Genomic DNA, 18,770 nt, shown 5'->3' on the forward strand with positions numbered 1-18,770 from the left:
GGAGTGCGTTTGCCATGTAACAAAATGAGTTGATACAATAGATGAGGAGATAGATATGATTGTAACATGTTAAGCGAATGTAAAAATGCTAAAAGTGTGTATGCAAAAGGAGCTTGATAGAGTATGCAAACTTATGAAGTTATATATAAGAAGTTGCTATATTATTATGGTCCACAAGGTTGGTGGCCAGCAGAAAGCATATTTGAGATAATGGTAGGCGCTATTCTTGTCCAACGTACAAACTGGAATAATGTCGTTAAAGCAATTCAAAATCTCTCCCCTGTTTTGACCCCGGAGAAGCTAGCTTCGATGCCGACAGAGAAAGTAGCAATTGCAATTCGGTCAAGTGGATTTTATAATCAGAAGGCTAAGCGTCTGAAAGCCTTTCTTCATTGGTATAAAAACTATGATTATCATCATCAAAAATTACAATATAAGGAAACAGAACACCTAAGAGCAGAGTTGTTGGGCATTTACGGAATTGGGGAGGAGACAGCCAACGTCATGCTGCTTTATGCGTTTAATCGTCCTGTCTTTGTTGCAGATGCGTATGCGAAGCGAATTTTTAAACGATTTGGTTTGGATATGCCAACGAGTGACCAATCTTTTCGTCTCGAGGTTGAATCAAATTTCCCTACTAATCTCCAAGCATATCAAGAATTCCATGCTCTCATTGTGGAGCATGCAAAGGTATATTGCAAAGTAAAACCACTGTGCAGGAACTGCCCTTTATTTAATAATTGCAAGCGAGTAGGTGTTTAACAAGTGGAACTGATTTTGTCCCACATGTAAGGTGCCGTAAGACTCCCACTTCAAGAGCCTTAAGTTGATACAAAAGGTCTAAGTGGGAGAAACCGGCACCTAAATGCCCGATTGGTTCAACTAACATTCAGTAGGAGTTGGAAGAAAACTCCTACTGAATGAAGGTTCATTTTATTAAGGATTTGCTTTCCTCTGCTATATGTTAAAGAATACATGAAGCAGTAGAGTCAGCTACCGAGAAACTAGCTGCGAATGTACATAGCAACCTATTGTATGGCTATTCAACTGTGTAGAATTGTACATGTATGCAGTTTATTTGCTTCCCGCTTATTTGTTTGTCATAATCAAAAAACAAGGATTTTTTTACAGTTGCCTCCATAAATAGATGCAACCTTTTTTATACTATAGAAAGCATTCCTGTAATAAAGCAAAATGAGGATTGAATAAAAAAAGCCCCCTTGGTATGATACGAGGTGTCCTGATCACTGTAGTATGGTGTAAAAAGGACCCTTAAATTAGAACCAAGGAGGACTATTATGCATTATAAACAAAATGAAAAGATTTTACAACTTACCGAGCAAATTTTAATTGTTGGGGTTGATATTGCCAAAGAGAAGCACGTTGCCCGCGCTCAAGACTACCGAGGAATACAATACGGAAAAGCTTTGTATTTTGAAAATAGTTTTGAGGGGTTTGAAAGATTGGAGTGTTGGTTAAAAGAGTTAGCTACACAAAAGAATAAAAGTGATTGGATAATCGGTATGGAACCAACAGGTCACTATTGGCTTCCTTTAGCTTATTGGCTAATGGAAAAAGAGCTTAAAGTCGTAGTGGTAAATCCAGCGCATGTAAAAAAAACAAAGGAGCTAGATGATAATTCCCCAACGAAGAACGATGTAAAAGATGCCAGAGTGATTTCACGTTTAATTCAAGATGGTCGTTATTCTGAACCGCACTTACCAGCAGGAATCTATGCCGATCTTCGAGAAGGCATGAATATGTACGAGCAGTTAATGAAAGATCTTCAAGCTGTCCAAGGCCGTGTTCATCAATGGATAGATAGGTATTATCCGGAGTATCTGAAGGTCTTTGCGAATTGGGAAGGGAAAGCATCTATTCAAATATTAAAGATGGGGTTATTCCCTGAAGAAATTGCAGAGATGGATGAACATCAAATTTTGATAGAAATCCGTAAAGAAGTTAAAAGAGGAATTGGGTTAAAAAAGGTTCGACATCTAAAAGAGGTATCAAGTCAATCCGTAGGCATCAAAGAAGCAAGAAACATGGCAAGGGTGAAAATCGAGACATTAATGGATCAATACGCCCTCCTTCATGAAAAGATAAATCAAGTGTTGGAAATGGTAAAAGAACTTATTACACCAATTGCTGGGGTTAAAGAGATGACGGATATAAATGGAATAGGTGAAATCACAATCGCTTCATTCTTAGCACAAACTGGTGAACTAAATAAGTATACGCATCCAGAACAGCTCATTAAGTTAGCAGGGCTAAACTTAAAGTTAGCTACGTCGGGTAAATGGAAAGGCAAAACAGTTATTACCAAGAGGGGGCGTCCTAAATTAAGAGCCCTATTGTTTAAAGTCATTTTGCCTTTAGTCCATCATAACCCTGCATTTAAAGCGTTACATGAATATTTTACAACAAGAAAAGAAAATCCGTTAAAGAAAAAGCAATCCTTGATCGCACTATGTTGTAAGTTGATTCGAATTTTGTTTGCAGTAGGCACGAAGCAAATAGCATTTAGTCCAGAAAAGATGTTACGTGACATTCCGCATTTTCGAATACAGGATGTAGTCTAGAGACATAACGTTTCCCATGTATTAATGAGAATGTAAAACGTTTATTTTTAGAGGAATTATCCATAACAATGGAAGCACGGAGCAGCCGGCAAATTTTTATACAATCGGGCATGACCCTGTAAGAAAGCATCGCCGGCCCCACTTCATGGATAGACCGAACGAAGGAATGTATGCGCAGGTGACGCTGTGAGATGTGGGAGGTTTTGTCGCCATGAGTATTGTGGGAATAAAAGGTGCGAATATAGTATCAATCATTTCCATTTTTTTGAAAAAGAAAAAGGATGGCTTATTAAGTGCACCCTTTTCCATTAAAATCTCTCTAAGTCAGTTGGATATCCAGTATAATGTTATGAATAACTCAAAATAAATTATGAAATTCTAAGAAAAGCGAATAAAACTAGAGAAAACGTTAGTATATAGAGGGAGTTAAAAATCTATCCAAAAATAACACGAAGCACAGAAAATTGTGTAAAAAGATTCAATCTTTGGTGAAAAATATGATAAAATAGGAAAGATATTTTTATTATATACAACAAGAGATGACATCTAGAATGACGGAGGATTTTATGAAGAAAATTTTACAAATAGCTAGTGCATTTATTGGAATTATTGTCGGGGCGGGATTTGCTTCTGGTCAAGAAATTTTGCAATACTTTACAAGCTTTGGTTATAAAGGAACGATCGGCGCTATCATTGCTACAATTTTATTCGCTTATTTAGGGATGATACTGACAAGACTGGGAAGCCGAGCCCAAACGACCTCTCATAGAGAAGTGATTTACTTTATTAGCGGGCGAAAAATTGGTGTAATTGTTGATTATATTATCGTCTTTACTCTATTTGGTGTTGGTGTCGTCATGATTGCTGGTGCTGGTTCCATTCTCAACCAGCAATTTTCGCTTCCTTCATTTGTCGGAATTACGTTAATGACTATTATTGTTATGCTGACTGTTATGCTTGATGTCCATCGGGTTGTTTCCATCATTGCAAGCATTGCACCTTTTTTAATTCTTACTGTAATGGTTATTTCCATGTATAGTTTATTTACGGTTGACACCCCATTACGCGAAATGGAATTTATTGCAACAGATCAGCCATCTGCTGTTTCTCATTGGTTACTATCAGCGATTAATTATGTATCCTTTAACATTGCTTTAGGAGCTTCCATGGCGCTGGTTATGGGCGGAGCGGAAAAGAATAAACGTACGGCTACAATTGGCGGTCTATTAGGTGGATTAGGAATTGGAATATTAATTGTATTTAATCATTATGCTATCTTTTCCAATATAAGCATGGTAGCTGAATATGAGATGCCAATTTTAAAAATTGCAGATGACATATCGCCAGTATTGGGTATTATTTATTCCATTATTCTGTTTGGAATGATTTTCAACACTGCTGTCAGCATGTTCTTTTCTCTAGGTTCTCGCTTTATGCCAAATGGAACACCAGCATTTCGCCGATTTAGCATTATAACGATTCTAGCTGCTTTTGCTTTAAGCTTTGTTGGTTTTACCAAATTAGTTTCGCTCTTTTATCCGATTATCGGGTATTTAGGCTTCTTCTTAATAATTGTTCTGATTATTGCTCCATTTCGTATGAAAGCATGGAAAGCGGAAAAGAATAGTTATTAAAATATAGTAACCTTTTTTGGAAGTAACTGATTGAAATGTTTCATAGCGCCAACAAAATAACACGGGGAATGATTATGTTTTTTTATCTGCTCATTGAGTATTTAACTGACTAAATACATATGGAGACTTTGACAGGATTTGGTATTCATAAAAGCGATTTGTAATGTATGCCAGACAAAAATCATGTAAGAACGAAAATCAAAGTTTACAAGTTGTGCAATCTAGATAAAGTGAAACTTCCTTCAAGAGGACTTTTCCTTCATCCCCTATTGATAGAAGTAGAACTTGCAACGTCCTTGAAAAATCGCGATGTATCGCTGTCGGGTTTTTTCTTGTCCTGTCAACCCGAACAAATCGAGCATGTAGGTGCCATTATCTTTGAAGCGGGATGCTTAGGGCATCTTAAATACGGAATAAATTGGGAGACAGACGATTGTTTTAGTATAATAGTATATGTATGCTAGAACACTTTACTTGGAGGGAAGCACGTTGCTTAAAAAATGGCTTCACGAATCAAAGTATGCTGTCGTATTTACTGGAGCAGGAATGTCAACCGAAAGTGGCTTACCTGATTTTCGGTCTGCCAATAAAGGACTTTGGAAACAACAGGACCCCAATAAAATTGCAACAACCGAAGCATTAAATACGAACGTAGAAGCATTTATTGACTTCTATCGGGAACGAGTATTAAAAGTTAAAGCTTATGAACCGCATAAAGGACACTATATTTTAGCTGATTGGGAAAGACAGGGTTTAATAAAATCTATTATTACGCAAAATGTAGACGGCTTTCATCAGCAGGCTGGAAGTAAACGAGTTGCCGAACTTCACGGTACCCTGCAAAAGCTCCACTGCCAATCTTGTGGTAAAGAATATAGCAGTGAAGAGTACGTAAATAAAGATTATTATTGCACGTGTGGAGGTGTTTTACGTCCTTCCATTGTCCTATTCGGTGAAACCTTACCTATGGAAGCTTTTCAATTCGCATTAGAAGAAGCGGAAAAAGCGGATTTGTTTATTGTATTAGGATCTTCTTTAAGTGTAACACCGGCAAATCAATTTCCGTTAATCGCAAAAGAGCATGGAGCAAGGCTTGTGATTATTAACCGTGAACCTACTCAGCTTGATGACTATGCTGACCAAGTTATTCATAATCGGGCAATCGGCGAAATATTAGCGGAAATCAACTAAAATTTTGTTTCTTTTACCTGGAATTGGAAGAACACTTTTTTCTTTTAAAGAAGGCTCTTCCAGATCATTCCTATCTTCTTTACGTTTGCTTTTGTGCTTTCATATAAAGAGCCAGTGCTTGTTATCGCACTGGCTCTTTAGTTTCATGATGCCATCCATTTCGGCGGCGTATTTTTATCCCAGAAAATTTCTCCAACTTCATAATGCTTCTCAAAGTCGTCATCTTTTAAATGGTAATGAAAATTAAACCAATATCCCTCTAAAGGTCGATGATCCCTGCGCACATGAAACTTAGCAACCGTTTCTTCGTTATGATAATCATAAATATGAAAAATCCGCTCACCGTATCCCTTTGCAGGTTGTTCAGTTATACCATAATAAGAAATTGGTTCTCCATTTTCATCTAACATAACCGTTTGCATAACTTCTTCAATTTTTGGCAAAATAACAGTTGTAAATTCATCACCAATCCGACCGGCAATTCGCGGTCCCATTTTAAGCATTGTCTGTTCCTTCACCTTTTCCGTAAGCTTCTCCATCGCCGAAGTAGAAAGTTCCTCTTCTATTGAAGATGAGGGTTCTTCTGCTACAGTAGTCTGGATGGATTCATCCAACTTCGAATCAGTATCATAGTTCTCTTTATCTTCATTTGCTTCAGCCGTTAATGATACTGGAACATACATTCCAAGTGTCATAATTGTAATGAGCATTACGGCTAGTTTCTTTATCCATTGCTTCATTATTTGGTGCCCCTTTATTTAATACATGTTTTTTAAAAATGGAAATCCTGGTAAATTCGCTTCGGTACGAGTTTGCGAATGAATCACTTGTAGTTAGATAGATGAATAAAACAATGAGCGAAATCGCCGTTCCTTTTTACCGGATTTTTAAATATCCTCTATTACTTAAATTTTATCACTTCTCACTTATTTGTCTACAAAATTATAACAATTTAATATACTGTTAAAGACTATGCAATAAAATGAAATTTCATCATCCCTTTAAATCCCTACTAATAACAACTAAAAAAAGTACAAGTGCTCGGTTAACCAAATACAAACCGAAAAGCTTCTGAAGGGATAAAGTGAATCTTCAATCAGTGGGGAGATTTCTTTTATCCACCACTAATTGTGAGAATAAACAGAATCGGAATTTAACTTGCAATTGGTTCCGCCACTTATCCTCCTATTTTCGCCTCTTAGCATGAAAAGGCAGCTACTGTAAGTTACATGCGGATAAAGTAGAACTCATTCAAAAAGCGGCTTATCTCCTTGAAAAAGAAGAACGCTTGTTCTGCACACGATGCATCACTGCCGTAGCTTTTCTTTCCTTGAAAAACGCGATCTGTCGCTGTCATAGCTTTCCTTATCCTTAAAAAGGAGAGCGCTTTCTGATTGCGATGTATTGCTGCCGTAACTTCTTCTGTCCTGCCGCCCAAACATTCGAGATTTTAGGAGCTGTTTTCCTCATAAAGTTCACAAAATAATAAGCAACTTTTTTAAAATGAGAGAAAATATGGTACCTTAAGTGCCGAATCAATAAAAATTTGCTTTATAATTACATGTACGTTTATGAAGCATTCGATTTTCATTACGATAAGAAAATGCTTCACAGGAAACAGTAATATGCTTCTCTTTAGAAAACAAACCTGACATTCGTTATGCAGGCGACAACCCTGGTTTATCCACAAAAGTGGTATGGTTTGAAATTCATTTCTATGCTGAAATTCGAATATGCGCCTGTATAAATACAGACGTTTAATGATCCTACTCTTTTCCGCAGATTTAATGGAACGGTTAGCTAGCCCCGTTTCTTTTTCGGAAATTTGATAGCCTTAACTAACAACATGCGCTATAACTGACGATGTAATGCTCTTTTTCCATCATAGCAATAAAGCATTTTTTTATCTTCAATAACTGTTTCCAGATAAACATGTCGCCCCCATAATCGATAAATATAAGGGAGAACATGTTCTAAATAATGGACATCTAACTCTGTTCCTTCATAATGGTGAACAAGATATAACTCCCCATTTCGTAAATAATCACCATTCTCTACAGTTATATAAGGAAACCCGCCATTTATCCGCATTGCAACAAGCTGATCACGAACTTTTTTATAATCTTTTGTCGTGATTTGATAATTTCTACCTTTTTTCTCAAAGAGATATAAATCCTCACGCTGCACAAGCTCTTTCGTCAAATAATTTCGAATGAAAGAAATATCAGAATCCAACTCCCTGACTTCAAATAATTTCTTCCGACCTGAGTTCGGCTTTATTCCTAATCGCTTCATTTCTTCTGTCGGATGATCATAGCGGTACTCGATATCCTCTAAAATTTTTAATCCAAGATAATATGGATTAATTTGATGTTTGGAAGGCTGCACCACACCTGCATTTAGAGTCGCAAATTCAATAGTTTCCTCACTAGTTAAATCCATTTCTCGTAATATTCGTTGATGCCAATACGATGCCCAGCCTTCATTCATTATTTTTGTCTCTAATTGTGGCCAAAAATATAACATCTCCTCTCGCATCATCGTTAATATATCTCGTTGCCAATCATCCAGTTCTTTGCTATATGCTTCAAGAAACAGTAGCAGATCCTTCTCCGGCTTTGGCGGAAACTTCTTCCGTTTCTGTTTTTCCCGTGTATCATCTTGTTTAGGTGCTTCATCTAAATCCCACAGATCATCGTATGGTGTGATTCTCCTAGCCGGCTTCGTTTCTTCTTCCATCTCATCGTTTATTGATGGCGGGCGAATGAGTGACGGGTCAATATGCTCCTGAATAGCAAGTACGGCATCAAGAAATTCCTCCACCTCCCGCTCTCCATACACCATTTCATAATATGCTATTCGCTCGGCAGTTGCTGTCATACTCTCGACCATATCCCGTCTCGTATTGGAAAAGCGGACATTATTTTTGAAAAAGTCGCTATGTGCCAAAACATGTGCGATGATTAATTTATTTTGAATTAAACTATTTGTATCTAACAAAAAGGCATAGCACGGATCCGAATTAATAACCAGTTCATAAATTTGGCTAAGCCCTAGATCATATTGCAGCTTCATACGATGAAACTGTTTACCAAAACTCCAATGGCTAAATCGTGTTGGCATACCGTACGCCCCAAATGTGTAGATAATATCAGCAGGACAAATTTCATAACGCATTGGATAAAAATCTAACCCGAAACCAGCAGCTATTTCTGTAATTTCAGCAATTGCATCATGCAGTTCTTTGTTAGTGTCAGTCACTCGATTATCCCCCCGTTGCAGTTTGTATAGTTTATGAACAAGAAGGGAAATAATGACTGTCAGAAGCTCAACAGATTCATTTATTGATTCTTATTTTAATGGACTTATTTCTTCCTTGCTTAACAAACTAGTAATGGGATGTTTCCACTCAACTTCGGTATCCCCCAACTTCGAGAAATTCTCTCCGTCTTTAATGCGGTCCCTCAACTTCGAGACCTCCCGATTTGGATGTGGGACCTCTTGACTTAATTTGAAAGATTTCATACGTATATTCGATAATCCTTTAACATTTTGAGAACCAGTGCTTCTCGTTTTTACGAGTTCAATTCATCTATACAAATCTATAAATTTTTTTAATAATTTATAAAAAAACTATTGCTATTTTTGGGAAGTTCCCATATAATTTTGCACACAGGAAACTTTTTATATTTTGTAAAATATTTTCATTACACGAAACAATAAACTAGCAAGCGGATGCTAGTAAATTTTTAAGTTCTTGTTGCATTAGGTAAAAATTATTAGAAAGGGGAATGAAAATGAAGAAGATCGTTTTATTTAGTTTTATTATACTTCTTGTTATTGGTACTTTTGGTTGTGCTACAGATTCCAAAAATGCCAGTGGATCAAGCGAACAGCCACATCAAATAGTCACGACAACCTCACAAATTGGTGACATAGCAAAAAATATTGGAGGAGATTTCGTCGAAGTAAATAGCTTAATGGGTCCAGGCACAGATCCGCATCTATATAACGCCGTCCAAGGAGACATTCAAAAAATGACAGATGCGGACATCATTTTCTACAATGGGCTACATTTAGAAGGACAAATGGGAGAAATATTTGCCAAAATGAAGCAGGAAAAACTGACAATTCCTGTGGCTGAAAATATACCAAAGGAAAAATTAATACATGACCCTGATAATCCTAAGGTTAGTGATCCTCATGTTTGGTTTGATATCGATTTATGGAAATACGCGGTAGAAGCAGTTCAAGATGGATTAATAGAATTGGATCCGGATAATAAAGAAACATATACGAAAAATACCGAAGCCTATCTAAAAGAATTGGACAAGTTACAGGCTTATGCAGAAAAGAAATTCAATGAAATACCTGAAGAAAGTCGTGTGCTTGTAACCGCGCATGATGCTTTTAATTACTTCGGAAAAGCTTTTGGTTTTGAAGTAATAGGTTTACAAGGGCTTAGCACAGAGTCTGATTATGGAGTGAACGATATTCAACGGATTATTGATGTATTAGTAGAAAGAAATATTAAAGGTGTATTTATAGAAAGTAGTGTATCAGAACGATCTATTAATGCTGTCGTAGAAGGTGCGAAAAAGGAAGGGCATGAAGTATCGATCGGTGGCGAGCTTTTTTCTGACGCGATGGGTAAAGAAGGAACAGAAGAAGGTACTTACATTGGTATGTTCAAACATAATATTGACACCATTGTTGATGCATTGAAATGAGGTGATTTATATGTATGCATTAAAAGTCAATCATATTTCCGTAACCTATGATAAACAATTAGCATTGGAAAACGTGTCTTTTGCAGTTCCAGAAGGGTCAATGACAGGGATAATTGGTCCAAATGGTGCTGGTAAATCAACTTTGATTAAGTCCATTTTACAACTGCTACCAACGATTTCCGGAGATGTAACTGTATTTGATAAGCCAATCCATGAACAAAGGAAAATCATTGGCTATGTACCACAGCGAAGCGAAGTAGATTGGGATTTCCCAACGAATGCACTAGATGTAGTACTAATGGGAAGATATAAACATATAGGATTGTTTAAGCGAGTATCAAAAAAAGAAATTACGTGGGCGAAGCATTGCCTGGAAAGAGTTGGCATGCAGGACTATGCCTCCCGCCAGATTAGTCAATTATCTGGCGGACAACAGCAACGCGTCTTTCTTGCTCGAGCAATGGTACAAGATGCAAAAATTTATTTTATGGATGAACCATTTGCAGGAGTGGACGCTTCTACAGAAAAAGCGATCATTGAATTAATGAAGGAGTGGAAGCGTGATGGCAAAACTGTTTTAGTCGTGCATCATGACTTGCAAACAGTGAATGATTATTTTGATCATGTTCTTCTATTAAATAAGACGCCGATTGCTTACGGGAAAACAAGTTTGGTGTTTACATTAGACAATTTGGAAGCGGCTTACGGAGGAAAAATTGCATTTTTACAAAGAGAAGCTCAGGCAGTAAAGGAGAGCACCTGAGATGGACACATTAACATCTTTATTTTCTAGTGCCAACCTGCAATGGGTGCTGGTCGGCAGCATCTTGCTTGGATTTGCCAGTGGTATCATCGGCAGCTTTGTCCTGTTAAAAAAACAAAGCTTGATTAGTGATGCGATGGCTCATGCCGCACTTCCAGGGGTCTGTATGGCTTATCTTATCTTTCAAATGAAATCCGTACCAATTCTATTAGCAGGGGCTGCTGTTACTAGTTTAATTGCAACCCATTCTATTCAATCCATTGTTGACAAATCACGCATTAAAACAGATGCTGCCATCGGTATTGTTATTTCCGTGTTTTTCGGTCTCGGTATTGTTCTGTTAACATACATTCAACAACACTCAGCAGGAAACCATGCAGGATTGGATACATTTATCTTTGGGCAAGCAGCTTCACTGGTAAAAAGTGATGTAGAATTAATTGCTATTGGTGCGTTAGTTTTAATTATCATCACCGCACTATTTTTTAAAGAATTTAAGATTAGTATTTTTGATCCGCAATTTGCCAAAGGTATGGGGTTACCGGTAACTTTTTTTAACGGCGTACTATTATTTCTTGTCGTAGCCGTTGTCGTGATCGGTATTCAGATGGTTGGGGTTGTGTTAATCGCTGCACTATTAATTACACCGCCCATATCAGCTAGATACTGGACAGATCGACTCGGCTGGATGACGATACTGGCCGGAATATTTGGCGCCATATCCGGTGTAAGCGGAGCAGTATTAAGTACAGTCATTCATAATTTGCCTACAGGTCCAATCATCGTTTTAAGTGCTTCCATTATTTTTCTTTTTTCCTTATTTTTTGGAGCAAGAAAAGGGATTTTGTTTAAAGGAGGGAAGCGATCATGACATATACATTTTGGATTCTTTTAACCGGATGCCTTGTCGGTGTCACTTGTGGCGTAACAGGTGCCATTCTTGTGCTACGGAAGATGGCAATGATTGCTGATGCAATTAGTCATACCGTTTTGCTAGGAATTGTTGGCGCCTTTTTTATAACACAAACGATTAGCGGTATACCGATGTTAATTGGGGCAGGAATTGTGGGTATTTTAACTGCTATTTTTGTAGAAATGCTGAATTCCTCCGGGGTACAATCAGATGCTGCGATTGGTGTTGTCTTTACCTCTTTATTTGCCTTAGGTGTAGTGCTTATTTCATTTATCGGTGATCAAGTACATTTAGACATTCAGCATGCGTTAATGGGTGAAATTGCTTTTGTCCCTTGGAATACCCTAACTATAAATGGGGCTGATTACGGTCCAATAGTTGTATGGATGCTCGGCGGTGTATTAACGATAAATTTGCTCTTAATTACGTTATTCTATAAAGAAATTAAAATGTCCACATTCGATCCGCAGTTTGCTACTTTAATTGGGGTTCCGGTAGTAATGATCCACTACCTATTAATGACAATGGTGTCATTGTCAACCGTTGCTTCTTTTGATAGTGTCGGCGCTATTTTAGTAGTAGCAATGTTGATCGTTCCAGGGGCTACCGCCTATTTATTAACCGATCGCTTTCTAGTCTTATTAATTTTAAGCGGTGTGATTGGCATCTTGTCTGCGATTCTGGGCTACTCGTTTGCCGTCCAATTCAATGTATCTATTGCAGGTTCCATGGCAGTAGCGACAGGTGTGTTCTTTCTTGGAGCATTTTTATTTAGCCCAAAGCAAGGTGTGATTATAAAAAAATTGCGAAAGTCCGGGAAGACAATAGAACAACAGAAAGCAGAAGCGTAGATCAGGATTTTATAAAGTAAATTGGTCAATTTGTTGAAACCATATCAACCTTTGAGAGACCTTATTTCAAAAAAGAGAAAAAGCAGTCTAATGAGGGAGAGTAATCAACCAACTTAGAAACTTCATAGGGAAAATTAAACACTAAACACCCTTCATTTAAGAGAAAAATTTTGCTTATCGTACATGAACAAGCCTATCCTATGATCTGCATATATTTATGCTAAATAGAAACAGCCAAGGTGAATAAACTCATTTCCTTGGCTGTTTCTGATCGTTTTCTCTTAACATCCGCCTCTAACTTCTACATTATCTCCTTTAACAACCTTATCGGAATTCAACAGGACGACTGACGATCAAAAGTTTAGCAAGGGGTTCCTCACGACAAAAAGACTTAACAGTTCAGCGGTTTTCCATCTTAGATTAAGCATCCTCCATCTGACACATCTACGTAAATAATTGCATAGAACTTTTTTGTATGATTTATTTTCATTTCGGGAAAAGCTATACAAGGAGGGATCAACATGGAGCAATTTATAACAATTGAGCAATTAAACACCCTATTAAAAAAATGGAATGGTAAGCGAATAAAAATTGCTAAACAGGAACTGGATGATTATGATGAAGTTTTCCTCGATTTATCTAATATCTCCTATGCAACGAACAAGAGAAGAATCGATGATTATGAGCCAGTATATACACTGCGGCTAAATGGTTCTGGTCAAATTGAAAACGCCGCCCATCATTACGAGCCGCTGCCCAATCCAAGATATGAAATACCTTTAGAGGATACTTCCTTATATCAGTTTGATGGAGAGCGATTTTCATTGATTACTGATCGTGCGATATACACAATCGAAGTTCTTAACTAGGGAAACACCGGCACTACTAAGATGATACGAATCACGAAAGCAATGCCGGTTCTCATCTATATAACAGCAGTCTCTTTCTTAAATATTGCTTTTAATGCCTCGTAAATATCCGTTTTTTCTTTAATTATATAATAGCGAAATTTCGGATCATCAATCTCTTCAAACGCTCGCATTAAAGTTGATTTGCGATGGTAACTATTTACCTCTCCATAACCAAACATACTGGATAAGCTCATCATCTCTTTAACTAGTTCAATACATGTCGGGTTATCAGATGTCATATTATCACCATCGGAAAAATGAACCGGATAAATATTATAACGAGAAGGAGGATAGTTAGAATTGATCAGCTCCAATGCTTTGTAATAAGCAGATGAGCAAATTGTACCACCGCTTTCCCCTTTGGAAAAGAAATTCTCCTCTGAGACAATTTTAGCTTCCGTATGGTGAGCAATAAATTCCATTTCCACGGTTTCATATTTGGTACGTAAAAAACGAGTCATCCAATAAAAGAAGCTACGAGCTGCATACTTTTCAAAAATGCCCATCGAAGCACTTGTATCCATCATGGCTAACACAACTGCTTTTGACTCTGGCTTGGTTACCTCATTCCACGTCTTAAAGCGTAAATCATCCTGATTAATTGGTGTGATTCCGGGCTTTCCCGCTTTAGCATTTCGCTTAATCGCCGTTAAAATCGTCCGTTTTTTATCAATATTTCCCATCAACCCTTTTTTTCGTACATCATTAAATTCAATTTTTTCGGTGACGATTTCTGCTTGTTCTTTTTCTTGTAAATTAGGTAATTCCAGTTCATGAAACAGGACATTTTCAATTTCCTCTACAGATACTTCTGCTTCATAGTAATCTGTGCCTGGCTGATCACCAGCCTTTTTTCCATTTCCTCCTCCTTGTACATTATCACCCGGGGCTCTTCCTATAATATCGCCAACTTGGCTATCTCCCTTTCCTTGTCCAACATGCTTTATATGATTGTAGTTATAGCGTATTTTATATTCATCTAAGGAGCGGATCGGAATTTTTATAACTTCTTTTCCATCCGACATAATGATATTCTCTTCACTTACTAAGTCCGGTAAATTATTTTTAATCGCATCCTTTACCTTATCCATATGACGCTTTTGGTCTTGATAACCTTTGCGATGGAGGGACCAATTTTCTTTTGATACGACAAAACTTCCTTTTTCCTCTTGCATCTTTTACCCTCCTTAAAAGTGATCCTATCTTCCATTGTTTTTTATATTCTATGCATGCACACCTCAATTATTGCATTATTTGGACTATTAGGACATTCATGTCAAGGTACTTCTAAGTAAAGAACATCCTCTCCTTCAGCAACATAACCACTAAAGAAGAGGATGGTTTTTTCCGACAACAAATTAAATTCCTTATCGATTTAATAAACTTCCAACATAACGTAATAACTCATTGGCTGAAATAGAATTATAGCCATGTTCATCAATTAATCTGGCAATGACTTCATTAATTTTTTTCAATTGAGATTCATCTGGTGTTTTAGAAGAAGTGGTAATTTTGACAACATCTTTTAAATCGGCAAATAGCTTTTTTTGAATCGCTTCACGCAGTCGTTCATGCGAATTGTAATCAAATCGCTTCCCTTTTCGTGCAAATGCTGAAATACGAATTAGAATTTCTTCACGGAACGATTTCTTCGCATTTTCAGAGATACCAATTTGTTCTTCAATCGAACGCATCAACTTTTCATCTGGATTCATTTCCTCACCAGTTAACGGATCTTTTAATTTATTTTTATTACAAAAAGCTTCTACATTATCGAGATAATTATTCATTAATGTTTTTGCTGATTCTTCATAAGAATACACAAATGCTTTTTGCACTTCTTTTTTCGCAATTTCGTCATACTCCCTCCGAGCGATGGAAATATAATTCATATATGTTTCTTTATCTTCGTCAGAAATCGATGGGTGCTGACTTAACCCGTCCTTCAATGCGCGTAAAACATCTAATGCATTAATTGCGGGAACATCTTTACGAATAATCGCTGATGAAATTCGATTAATCACATAACGAGGATCAATTCCGTTCATTCCTTCAACGGGAAATTCCTTCTTTAACTCATCTACATCCGCTTGATTAAATCCTTCCACACTTTCTCCATCATACAGGCGCATTTTCTTAATAAGGTCAACGCCTGGTTTTTTAGAATCCTCCAATCGCGTCAAAATGGAAAAGATGGCAGCTGCTTTTAGAGCATGTGGAGCAATGTGTACATGAGCCATATCGCTTTCCTTAATCATCTTTTCATAAATTCGTTCTTCTTGACTGACTTTTAAATTATATGGAATTGGCATAACAATAATTCGGGAATGTAATGCCTCATTCTTTTTGTTAGCAATAAATGAACGATATTCCGCTTCATTCGTGTGAGCTACAATTAATTCATCCGCACTAATCAAGGCGAATCTGCCTGCTTTAAAATTTCCTTCTTGGGTCAGTGACAGCAAATGCCATAAGAATTTTTCATCACATTTAAGCATTTCTTGAAATTCCATCATTCCCCGATTTGCTTTATTCAGTTCGCCATCAAAACGATACGCACGGGGATCTGATTCAGAACCGTATTCTGCAATGGTGGAAAAATCAATGCTTCCTGTTAAATCAGCAATATCCTGCGATTTAGGGTCGGACGGACTAAAGGTGCCAATCCCCACCCGCTTATCTTCTGAGAGAAAAATCCGCTCCACTCGAACATCTTCAATCCTTCCATCATATTCCTTTTCCAATCGCATCGTATTCAGTGGTGATAAGCTTCCTTCAATGCGAATCCCATACTCATTATAAAAATCCTGGCGTAAGTGTGGTGGAATAAGATGTAAGGGATCTTCATACATGGGACAAGATTTTATTGCGTAGACAGCGCCCTCATCCGTACGTGAATATTTTTCTAACCCTCGTTTCAACATTGTTACAATGGTAGATTTTCCCCCGCTTACTGGTCCCATAAGCAATAAAATTCGCTTTCGGACGTCTAAACGTTTAGCAGCTGGGTGAAAGTATTCTTCAACTAACCTTTCAATGGCTTCTTCTAACCCAAAAATCTCCTCCTCAAAAAAGTGATAGATTTTTTTACCATCTTGTTCTGTAATTCCGGCATTTTTAATCATATTATAAATTCGGGAATGAGCAGTTTGTGCTACTTCAGGTTTTTTCTTTAAAATTTTTAAATATTCCGCGAATGTCCCTTCCCATTTCAGCTTTTGCTCTTCTTCACGATAGCTTTTCACTTTATTTAATATATCCATTAGATCCCTCCATCAAGGTCGCGGTTTACTCATACTATATGCGGAGGGGTGATGGATGATTACCCGCAAAATGAAACTTTCGTCTGTCTAATCCGCCTCTCATCCATGATTTCTATGGGAAGTTCACTGCCCTTTCGCATTGCTTTCCTCTGACCTTAATGCAATCCAAAAGAACAATTTCTCATTAGTTAAAACTTAACTTCACTCATCACTGTTGGTTATGATTCAAAATAGACAAACCGACGAATATCTTGCAGTACCCGTCGGTTAAAAAAGGTTTTAATGGCGTACAGATGATGGGAAATAGCGATTTTTTAATCTTGTTGATAAAATCTCAAGGATAATCGCAATAAGCAATATCGCATACGTAATAAGCCCAACCTCACTGAGATCAAAATAAAATCCGGAAGCCATAAATAATTCAAACCCAATTCCGCCAGCGCCAGCGGCTGCCCCCATAGCAACCGCTACAGAGAAGTTAATTTCAAAGCGCAAGAAGGTCCAGGATAATAAATATGTACATGTAGAAGGAAGTACCCCATGAGTCACCACATGCCACCAGTTGGAACCGGTAGCTTGTAAAGCTTCTAATATTCCTTTATCCACCTCTTCGAATGCCTCGGAAAAAGCCTTTACTAAATAGGCAATGGAATGAAACAGCATCCCCAACACAGCTGCTTCACTACCAAGTCCGGCAGCAATAGCAAAAATCAACACCCATAACACAGTTGGTACCGCCCGAATAAATGCAACCATAACGCGAACAATCTTTGTCAGCCATTCCTTCGTTAAGTTAGTTGCTGCCAATAATGCTAAAAATAGTGCAATCACTGCACCTATTACTGTAGATAGAACAGCTAGACCTAGTGTCACCCCAACTTGATATATCGCTTCTTGCCAAGTAAAGTGATTCAGTGCCGGCTCCAGAAACATAACCCGTAAATTATAGGCTGTCTCTGCTATCGCTGTACCTAAGTCAAGACCCGTATAATCAAAAAATAAAAATCCAACAATCGTTAAGATTATTAATAAGATAATGGTGATACGCAGGATCAGTTGGTGCTTGCTATGTGCTTTTATGGATATACGACCATCTTTTTTACGCTTTATATATGCTGGATTTGTGACAGTTTCCATTACATAATCACCTTCCGTATATAGTTTGACATTAATTCAATTAAAATTACTGCAAGGACAATACTGAAGGTAACAAGCGCAACTGCATTATAATTCATCGATTTATAATACATATCAAACGTATATCCGATACCGGTTCCAGTCAAAATTCCGACAAGGGTTGCACTACGGATATTTGTTTCAATCATAAATAATATCCAACTGATCATTTGTGGCAGGCTTTGCGGAATTACCGCTTTATTCACAATATGAAAATACGTGGCACCTGTAGCGGTCAACGCCTCAACAGAGCTATAGCTTGCCTCATCAATGGATTCAATAAATGCCCTCGTTAAAAAACCTACCGTACCAGCAAATAAAGCTAAATAACCGGTTACTGAATTTTGACCAAAGGAAAGTAGTAAAATCAACGCCCATGCGACCACCGGGATGTTTCTAGATATAGATGCAATAAATCGAGCTAACGTACTAAGGAAACCATTGATACTAGTTGTTTTGGACCCCATTATTCCGAGAAAAACGGCAACAACAGCGGCTGTCGTTGTTGCTGCAATGGACATAAAAATGGTCTCACTCAGCTTCTCCAAAATAGTTGGCAGCTTCTCTAACGACTCCTGTGTAATTAACAAATTACCAAACATCCAGCCAATTGCTTGCGGAAACGCAGCAAATCCGCGAATAAAATTAAAATCAGTTATTACCGCAGATAAATACGTAATAGCTATTACTGTCAACAACAGGATGGTTATTTGCCATTTTCGTTTTTGCATCACTTTTTCATTCACCGTAGAATTC

The 18,770-nt window shown here is 37.5% G+C and carries 17 protein-coding genes; 10 read left to right on the plus strand and 7 right to left on the minus strand.

What is annotated here, in order from left to right:
• Positions 1–123 precede the first annotated feature (123 nt).
• The 5 genes from JNUCC74_RS17615 (at position 124) to JNUCC74_RS17635 (ending at position 5,407) form a co-directional block, all read left to right on the plus strand.
• A complete protein-coding gene (locus JNUCC74_RS17615; protein WP_454066313.1) occupies positions 124–762 on the plus strand; it encodes an endonuclease in 639 nt (212 codons plus the stop codon).
• Positions 763–1,298: 536 nt separating this feature from the next.
• The gene (locus JNUCC74_RS17620; protein WP_454066268.1) at positions 1,299–2,582 is read left to right on the plus strand and encodes an IS110 family transposase; all 1,284 of its coding nucleotides are present in this window, start codon (positions 1,299–1,301) and stop codon (positions 2,580–2,582) included.
• Positions 2,583–2,793: 211 nt separating this feature from the next.
• On the plus strand, positions 2,794–2,949 hold the full coding sequence (locus JNUCC74_RS17625) for a hypothetical protein (protein WP_454066267.1): 156 nt from the start codon (positions 2,794–2,796) through the stop codon (positions 2,947–2,949).
• A gap of 199 nt (positions 2,950–3,148) precedes the next feature.
• Positions 3,149–4,216, plus strand: a complete 1,068-nt coding sequence (locus tag JNUCC74_RS17630; RefSeq protein ID WP_077318698.1) for a YkvI family membrane protein — start codon at positions 3,149–3,151, stop codon at positions 4,214–4,216.
• 489 nt (positions 4,217–4,705) lie between these two features.
• Positions 4,706–5,407, plus strand: a complete 702-nt coding sequence (locus tag JNUCC74_RS17635; protein WP_077318699.1) for an NAD-dependent protein deacylase — start codon at positions 4,706–4,708, stop codon at positions 5,405–5,407.
• Between the two features lie 143 nt (positions 5,408–5,550).
• Here the strand turns inward: JNUCC74_RS17635 and JNUCC74_RS17640 are convergent, their stop codons facing one another.
• The 3 genes from JNUCC74_RS17640 to JNUCC74_RS17650 all read right to left on the minus strand — a co-directional run bounded on the left by JNUCC74_RS17640 (position 5,551) and on the right by JNUCC74_RS17650 (position 8,668).
• A complete protein-coding gene (locus tag JNUCC74_RS17640; RefSeq protein WP_077318700.1) occupies positions 5,551–6,147 on the minus strand; it encodes a YpjP family protein in 597 nt (198 codons plus the stop codon).
• A gap of 485 nt (positions 6,148–6,632) precedes the next feature.
• Positions 6,633–6,764, minus strand: a complete 132-nt coding sequence (locus JNUCC74_RS17645) for a hypothetical protein (RefSeq protein WP_454066314.1) — start codon at positions 6,762–6,764, stop codon at positions 6,633–6,635.
• 494 nt (positions 6,765–7,258) lie between these two features.
• Positions 7,259–8,668, minus strand: coding sequence for a SpoVR family protein (locus JNUCC74_RS17650; RefSeq protein ID WP_454066315.1), 1,410 nt, complete (start codon positions 8,666–8,668; stop codon positions 7,259–7,261).
• Between the two features lie 536 nt (positions 8,669–9,204).
• Between JNUCC74_RS17650 and JNUCC74_RS17655 the strand changes: the two genes are divergently transcribed.
• The 5 genes from JNUCC74_RS17655 to JNUCC74_RS17675 all read left to right on the plus strand — a co-directional run bounded on the left by JNUCC74_RS17655 (position 9,205) and on the right by JNUCC74_RS17675 (position 13,533).
• A complete protein-coding gene (locus JNUCC74_RS17655; RefSeq protein ID WP_454066316.1) occupies positions 9,205–10,137 on the plus strand; it encodes a metal ABC transporter solute-binding protein, Zn/Mn family in 933 nt (310 codons plus the stop codon).
• 10 nt (positions 10,138–10,147) lie between these two features.
• Entirely contained in the window at positions 10,148–10,900 is a 753-nt protein-coding gene (locus tag JNUCC74_RS17660; RefSeq protein ID WP_454066317.1) for a metal ABC transporter ATP-binding protein, read from the plus strand.
• A gap of 1 nt (position 10,901) precedes the next feature.
• Positions 10,902–11,771 (plus strand): metal ABC transporter permease, encoded by an 870-nt coding sequence (locus JNUCC74_RS17665; protein WP_077318704.1) that lies wholly within the window; start codon positions 10,902–10,904, stop codon positions 11,769–11,771.
• A complete protein-coding gene (locus tag JNUCC74_RS17670) occupies positions 11,768–12,664 on the plus strand; it encodes a metal ABC transporter permease (protein WP_454066318.1) in 897 nt (298 codons plus the stop codon). Before JNUCC74_RS17665 ends, JNUCC74_RS17670 begins: the two co-directional genes overlap by 4 nt.
• Positions 12,665–13,185: 521 nt before the next feature.
• Positions 13,186–13,533, plus strand: coding sequence for a hypothetical protein (locus tag JNUCC74_RS17675; protein ID WP_454066319.1), 348 nt, complete (start codon positions 13,186–13,188; stop codon positions 13,531–13,533).
• A 56-nt stretch (positions 13,534–13,589) separates the two neighbouring features.
• Here JNUCC74_RS17675 and yhbH read toward each other — a convergent pair whose 3' ends face one another.
• The 4 genes from yhbH to JNUCC74_RS17695 all read right to left on the minus strand — a co-directional run bounded on the left by yhbH (position 13,590) and on the right by JNUCC74_RS17695 (position 18,760).
• Complete coding sequence (gene yhbH, locus JNUCC74_RS17680; RefSeq protein ID WP_454066320.1) at positions 13,590–14,750, minus strand: sporulation protein YhbH; 1,161 nt, start codon at positions 14,748–14,750, stop codon at positions 13,590–13,592.
• Positions 14,751–14,942: 192 nt separating this feature from the next.
• Positions 14,943–16,838, minus strand: coding sequence for a PrkA family serine protein kinase (locus tag JNUCC74_RS17685; RefSeq protein ID WP_454066321.1), 1,896 nt, complete (start codon positions 16,836–16,838; stop codon positions 14,943–14,945).
• A 279-nt stretch (positions 16,839–17,117) separates the two neighbouring features.
• The gene (locus JNUCC74_RS17690) at positions 17,118–17,975 is read right to left on the minus strand and encodes an ABC transporter permease subunit (protein WP_454066322.1); all 858 of its coding nucleotides are present in this window, start codon (positions 17,973–17,975) and stop codon (positions 17,118–17,120) included.
• Positions 17,975–18,760, minus strand: a complete 786-nt coding sequence (locus JNUCC74_RS17695) for a PhnE/PtxC family ABC transporter permease (RefSeq protein ID WP_454066323.1) — start codon at positions 18,758–18,760, stop codon at positions 17,975–17,977. Before JNUCC74_RS17695 ends, JNUCC74_RS17690 begins: the two co-directional genes overlap by 1 nt.
• Positions 18,761–18,770 lie beyond the last annotated feature (10 nt).

This window comes from Cerasibacillus sp. JNUCC 74, from assembly GCF_053667775.1.

Bases quoted from the DNA above. Each gene is read 5' to 3' on its own strand.
- JNUCC74_RS17615 (WP_454066313.1), top strand. From the start codon at position 124: ATGCAAACTTATGAAGTTATATATAAGAAGTTGCTATATTATTATGGT.
- JNUCC74_RS17620 (WP_454066268.1), top strand. From the start codon at position 1,299: ATGCATTATAAACAAAATGAAAAGATTTTACAACTTACCGAGCAAATT.
- JNUCC74_RS17625 (WP_454066267.1), top strand. From the start codon at position 2,794: ATGAGTATTGTGGGAATAAAAGGTGCGAATATAGTATCAATCATTTCC.
- JNUCC74_RS17630 (WP_077318698.1), top strand. From the start codon at position 3,149: ATGAAGAAAATTTTACAAATAGCTAGTGCATTTATTGGAATTATTGTC.
- JNUCC74_RS17640 (WP_077318700.1), bottom strand. From the start codon at position 6,147: ATGAAGCAATGGATAAAGAAACTAGCCGTAATGCTCATTACAATTATG.
- JNUCC74_RS17645 (WP_454066314.1), bottom strand. From the start codon at position 6,764: ATGACAGCGACAGATCGCGTTTTTCAAGGAAAGAAAAGCTACGGCAGT.
- JNUCC74_RS17655 (WP_454066316.1), top strand. From the start codon at position 9,205: ATGAAGAAGATCGTTTTATTTAGTTTTATTATACTTCTTGTTATTGGT.
- JNUCC74_RS17660 (WP_454066317.1), top strand. From the start codon at position 10,148: ATGTATGCATTAAAAGTCAATCATATTTCCGTAACCTATGATAAACAA.
- JNUCC74_RS17665 (WP_077318704.1), top strand. From the start codon at position 10,902: ATGGACACATTAACATCTTTATTTTCTAGTGCCAACCTGCAATGGGTG.
- JNUCC74_RS17670 (WP_454066318.1), top strand. From the start codon at position 11,768: ATGACATATACATTTTGGATTCTTTTAACCGGATGCCTTGTCGGTGTC.
- JNUCC74_RS17675 (WP_454066319.1), top strand. From the start codon at position 13,186: ATGGAGCAATTTATAACAATTGAGCAATTAAACACCCTATTAAAAAAA.
- yhbH (WP_454066320.1), bottom strand. From the start codon at position 14,750: ATGCAAGAGGAAAAAGGAAGTTTTGTCGTATCAAAAGAAAATTGGTCC.
- JNUCC74_RS17685 (WP_454066321.1), bottom strand. From the start codon at position 16,838: ATGGATATATTAAATAAAGTGAAAAGCTATCGTGAAGAAGAGCAAAAG.
- JNUCC74_RS17690 (WP_454066322.1), bottom strand. From the start codon at position 17,975: ATGGAAACTGTCACAAATCCAGCATATATAAAGCGTAAAAAAGATGGT.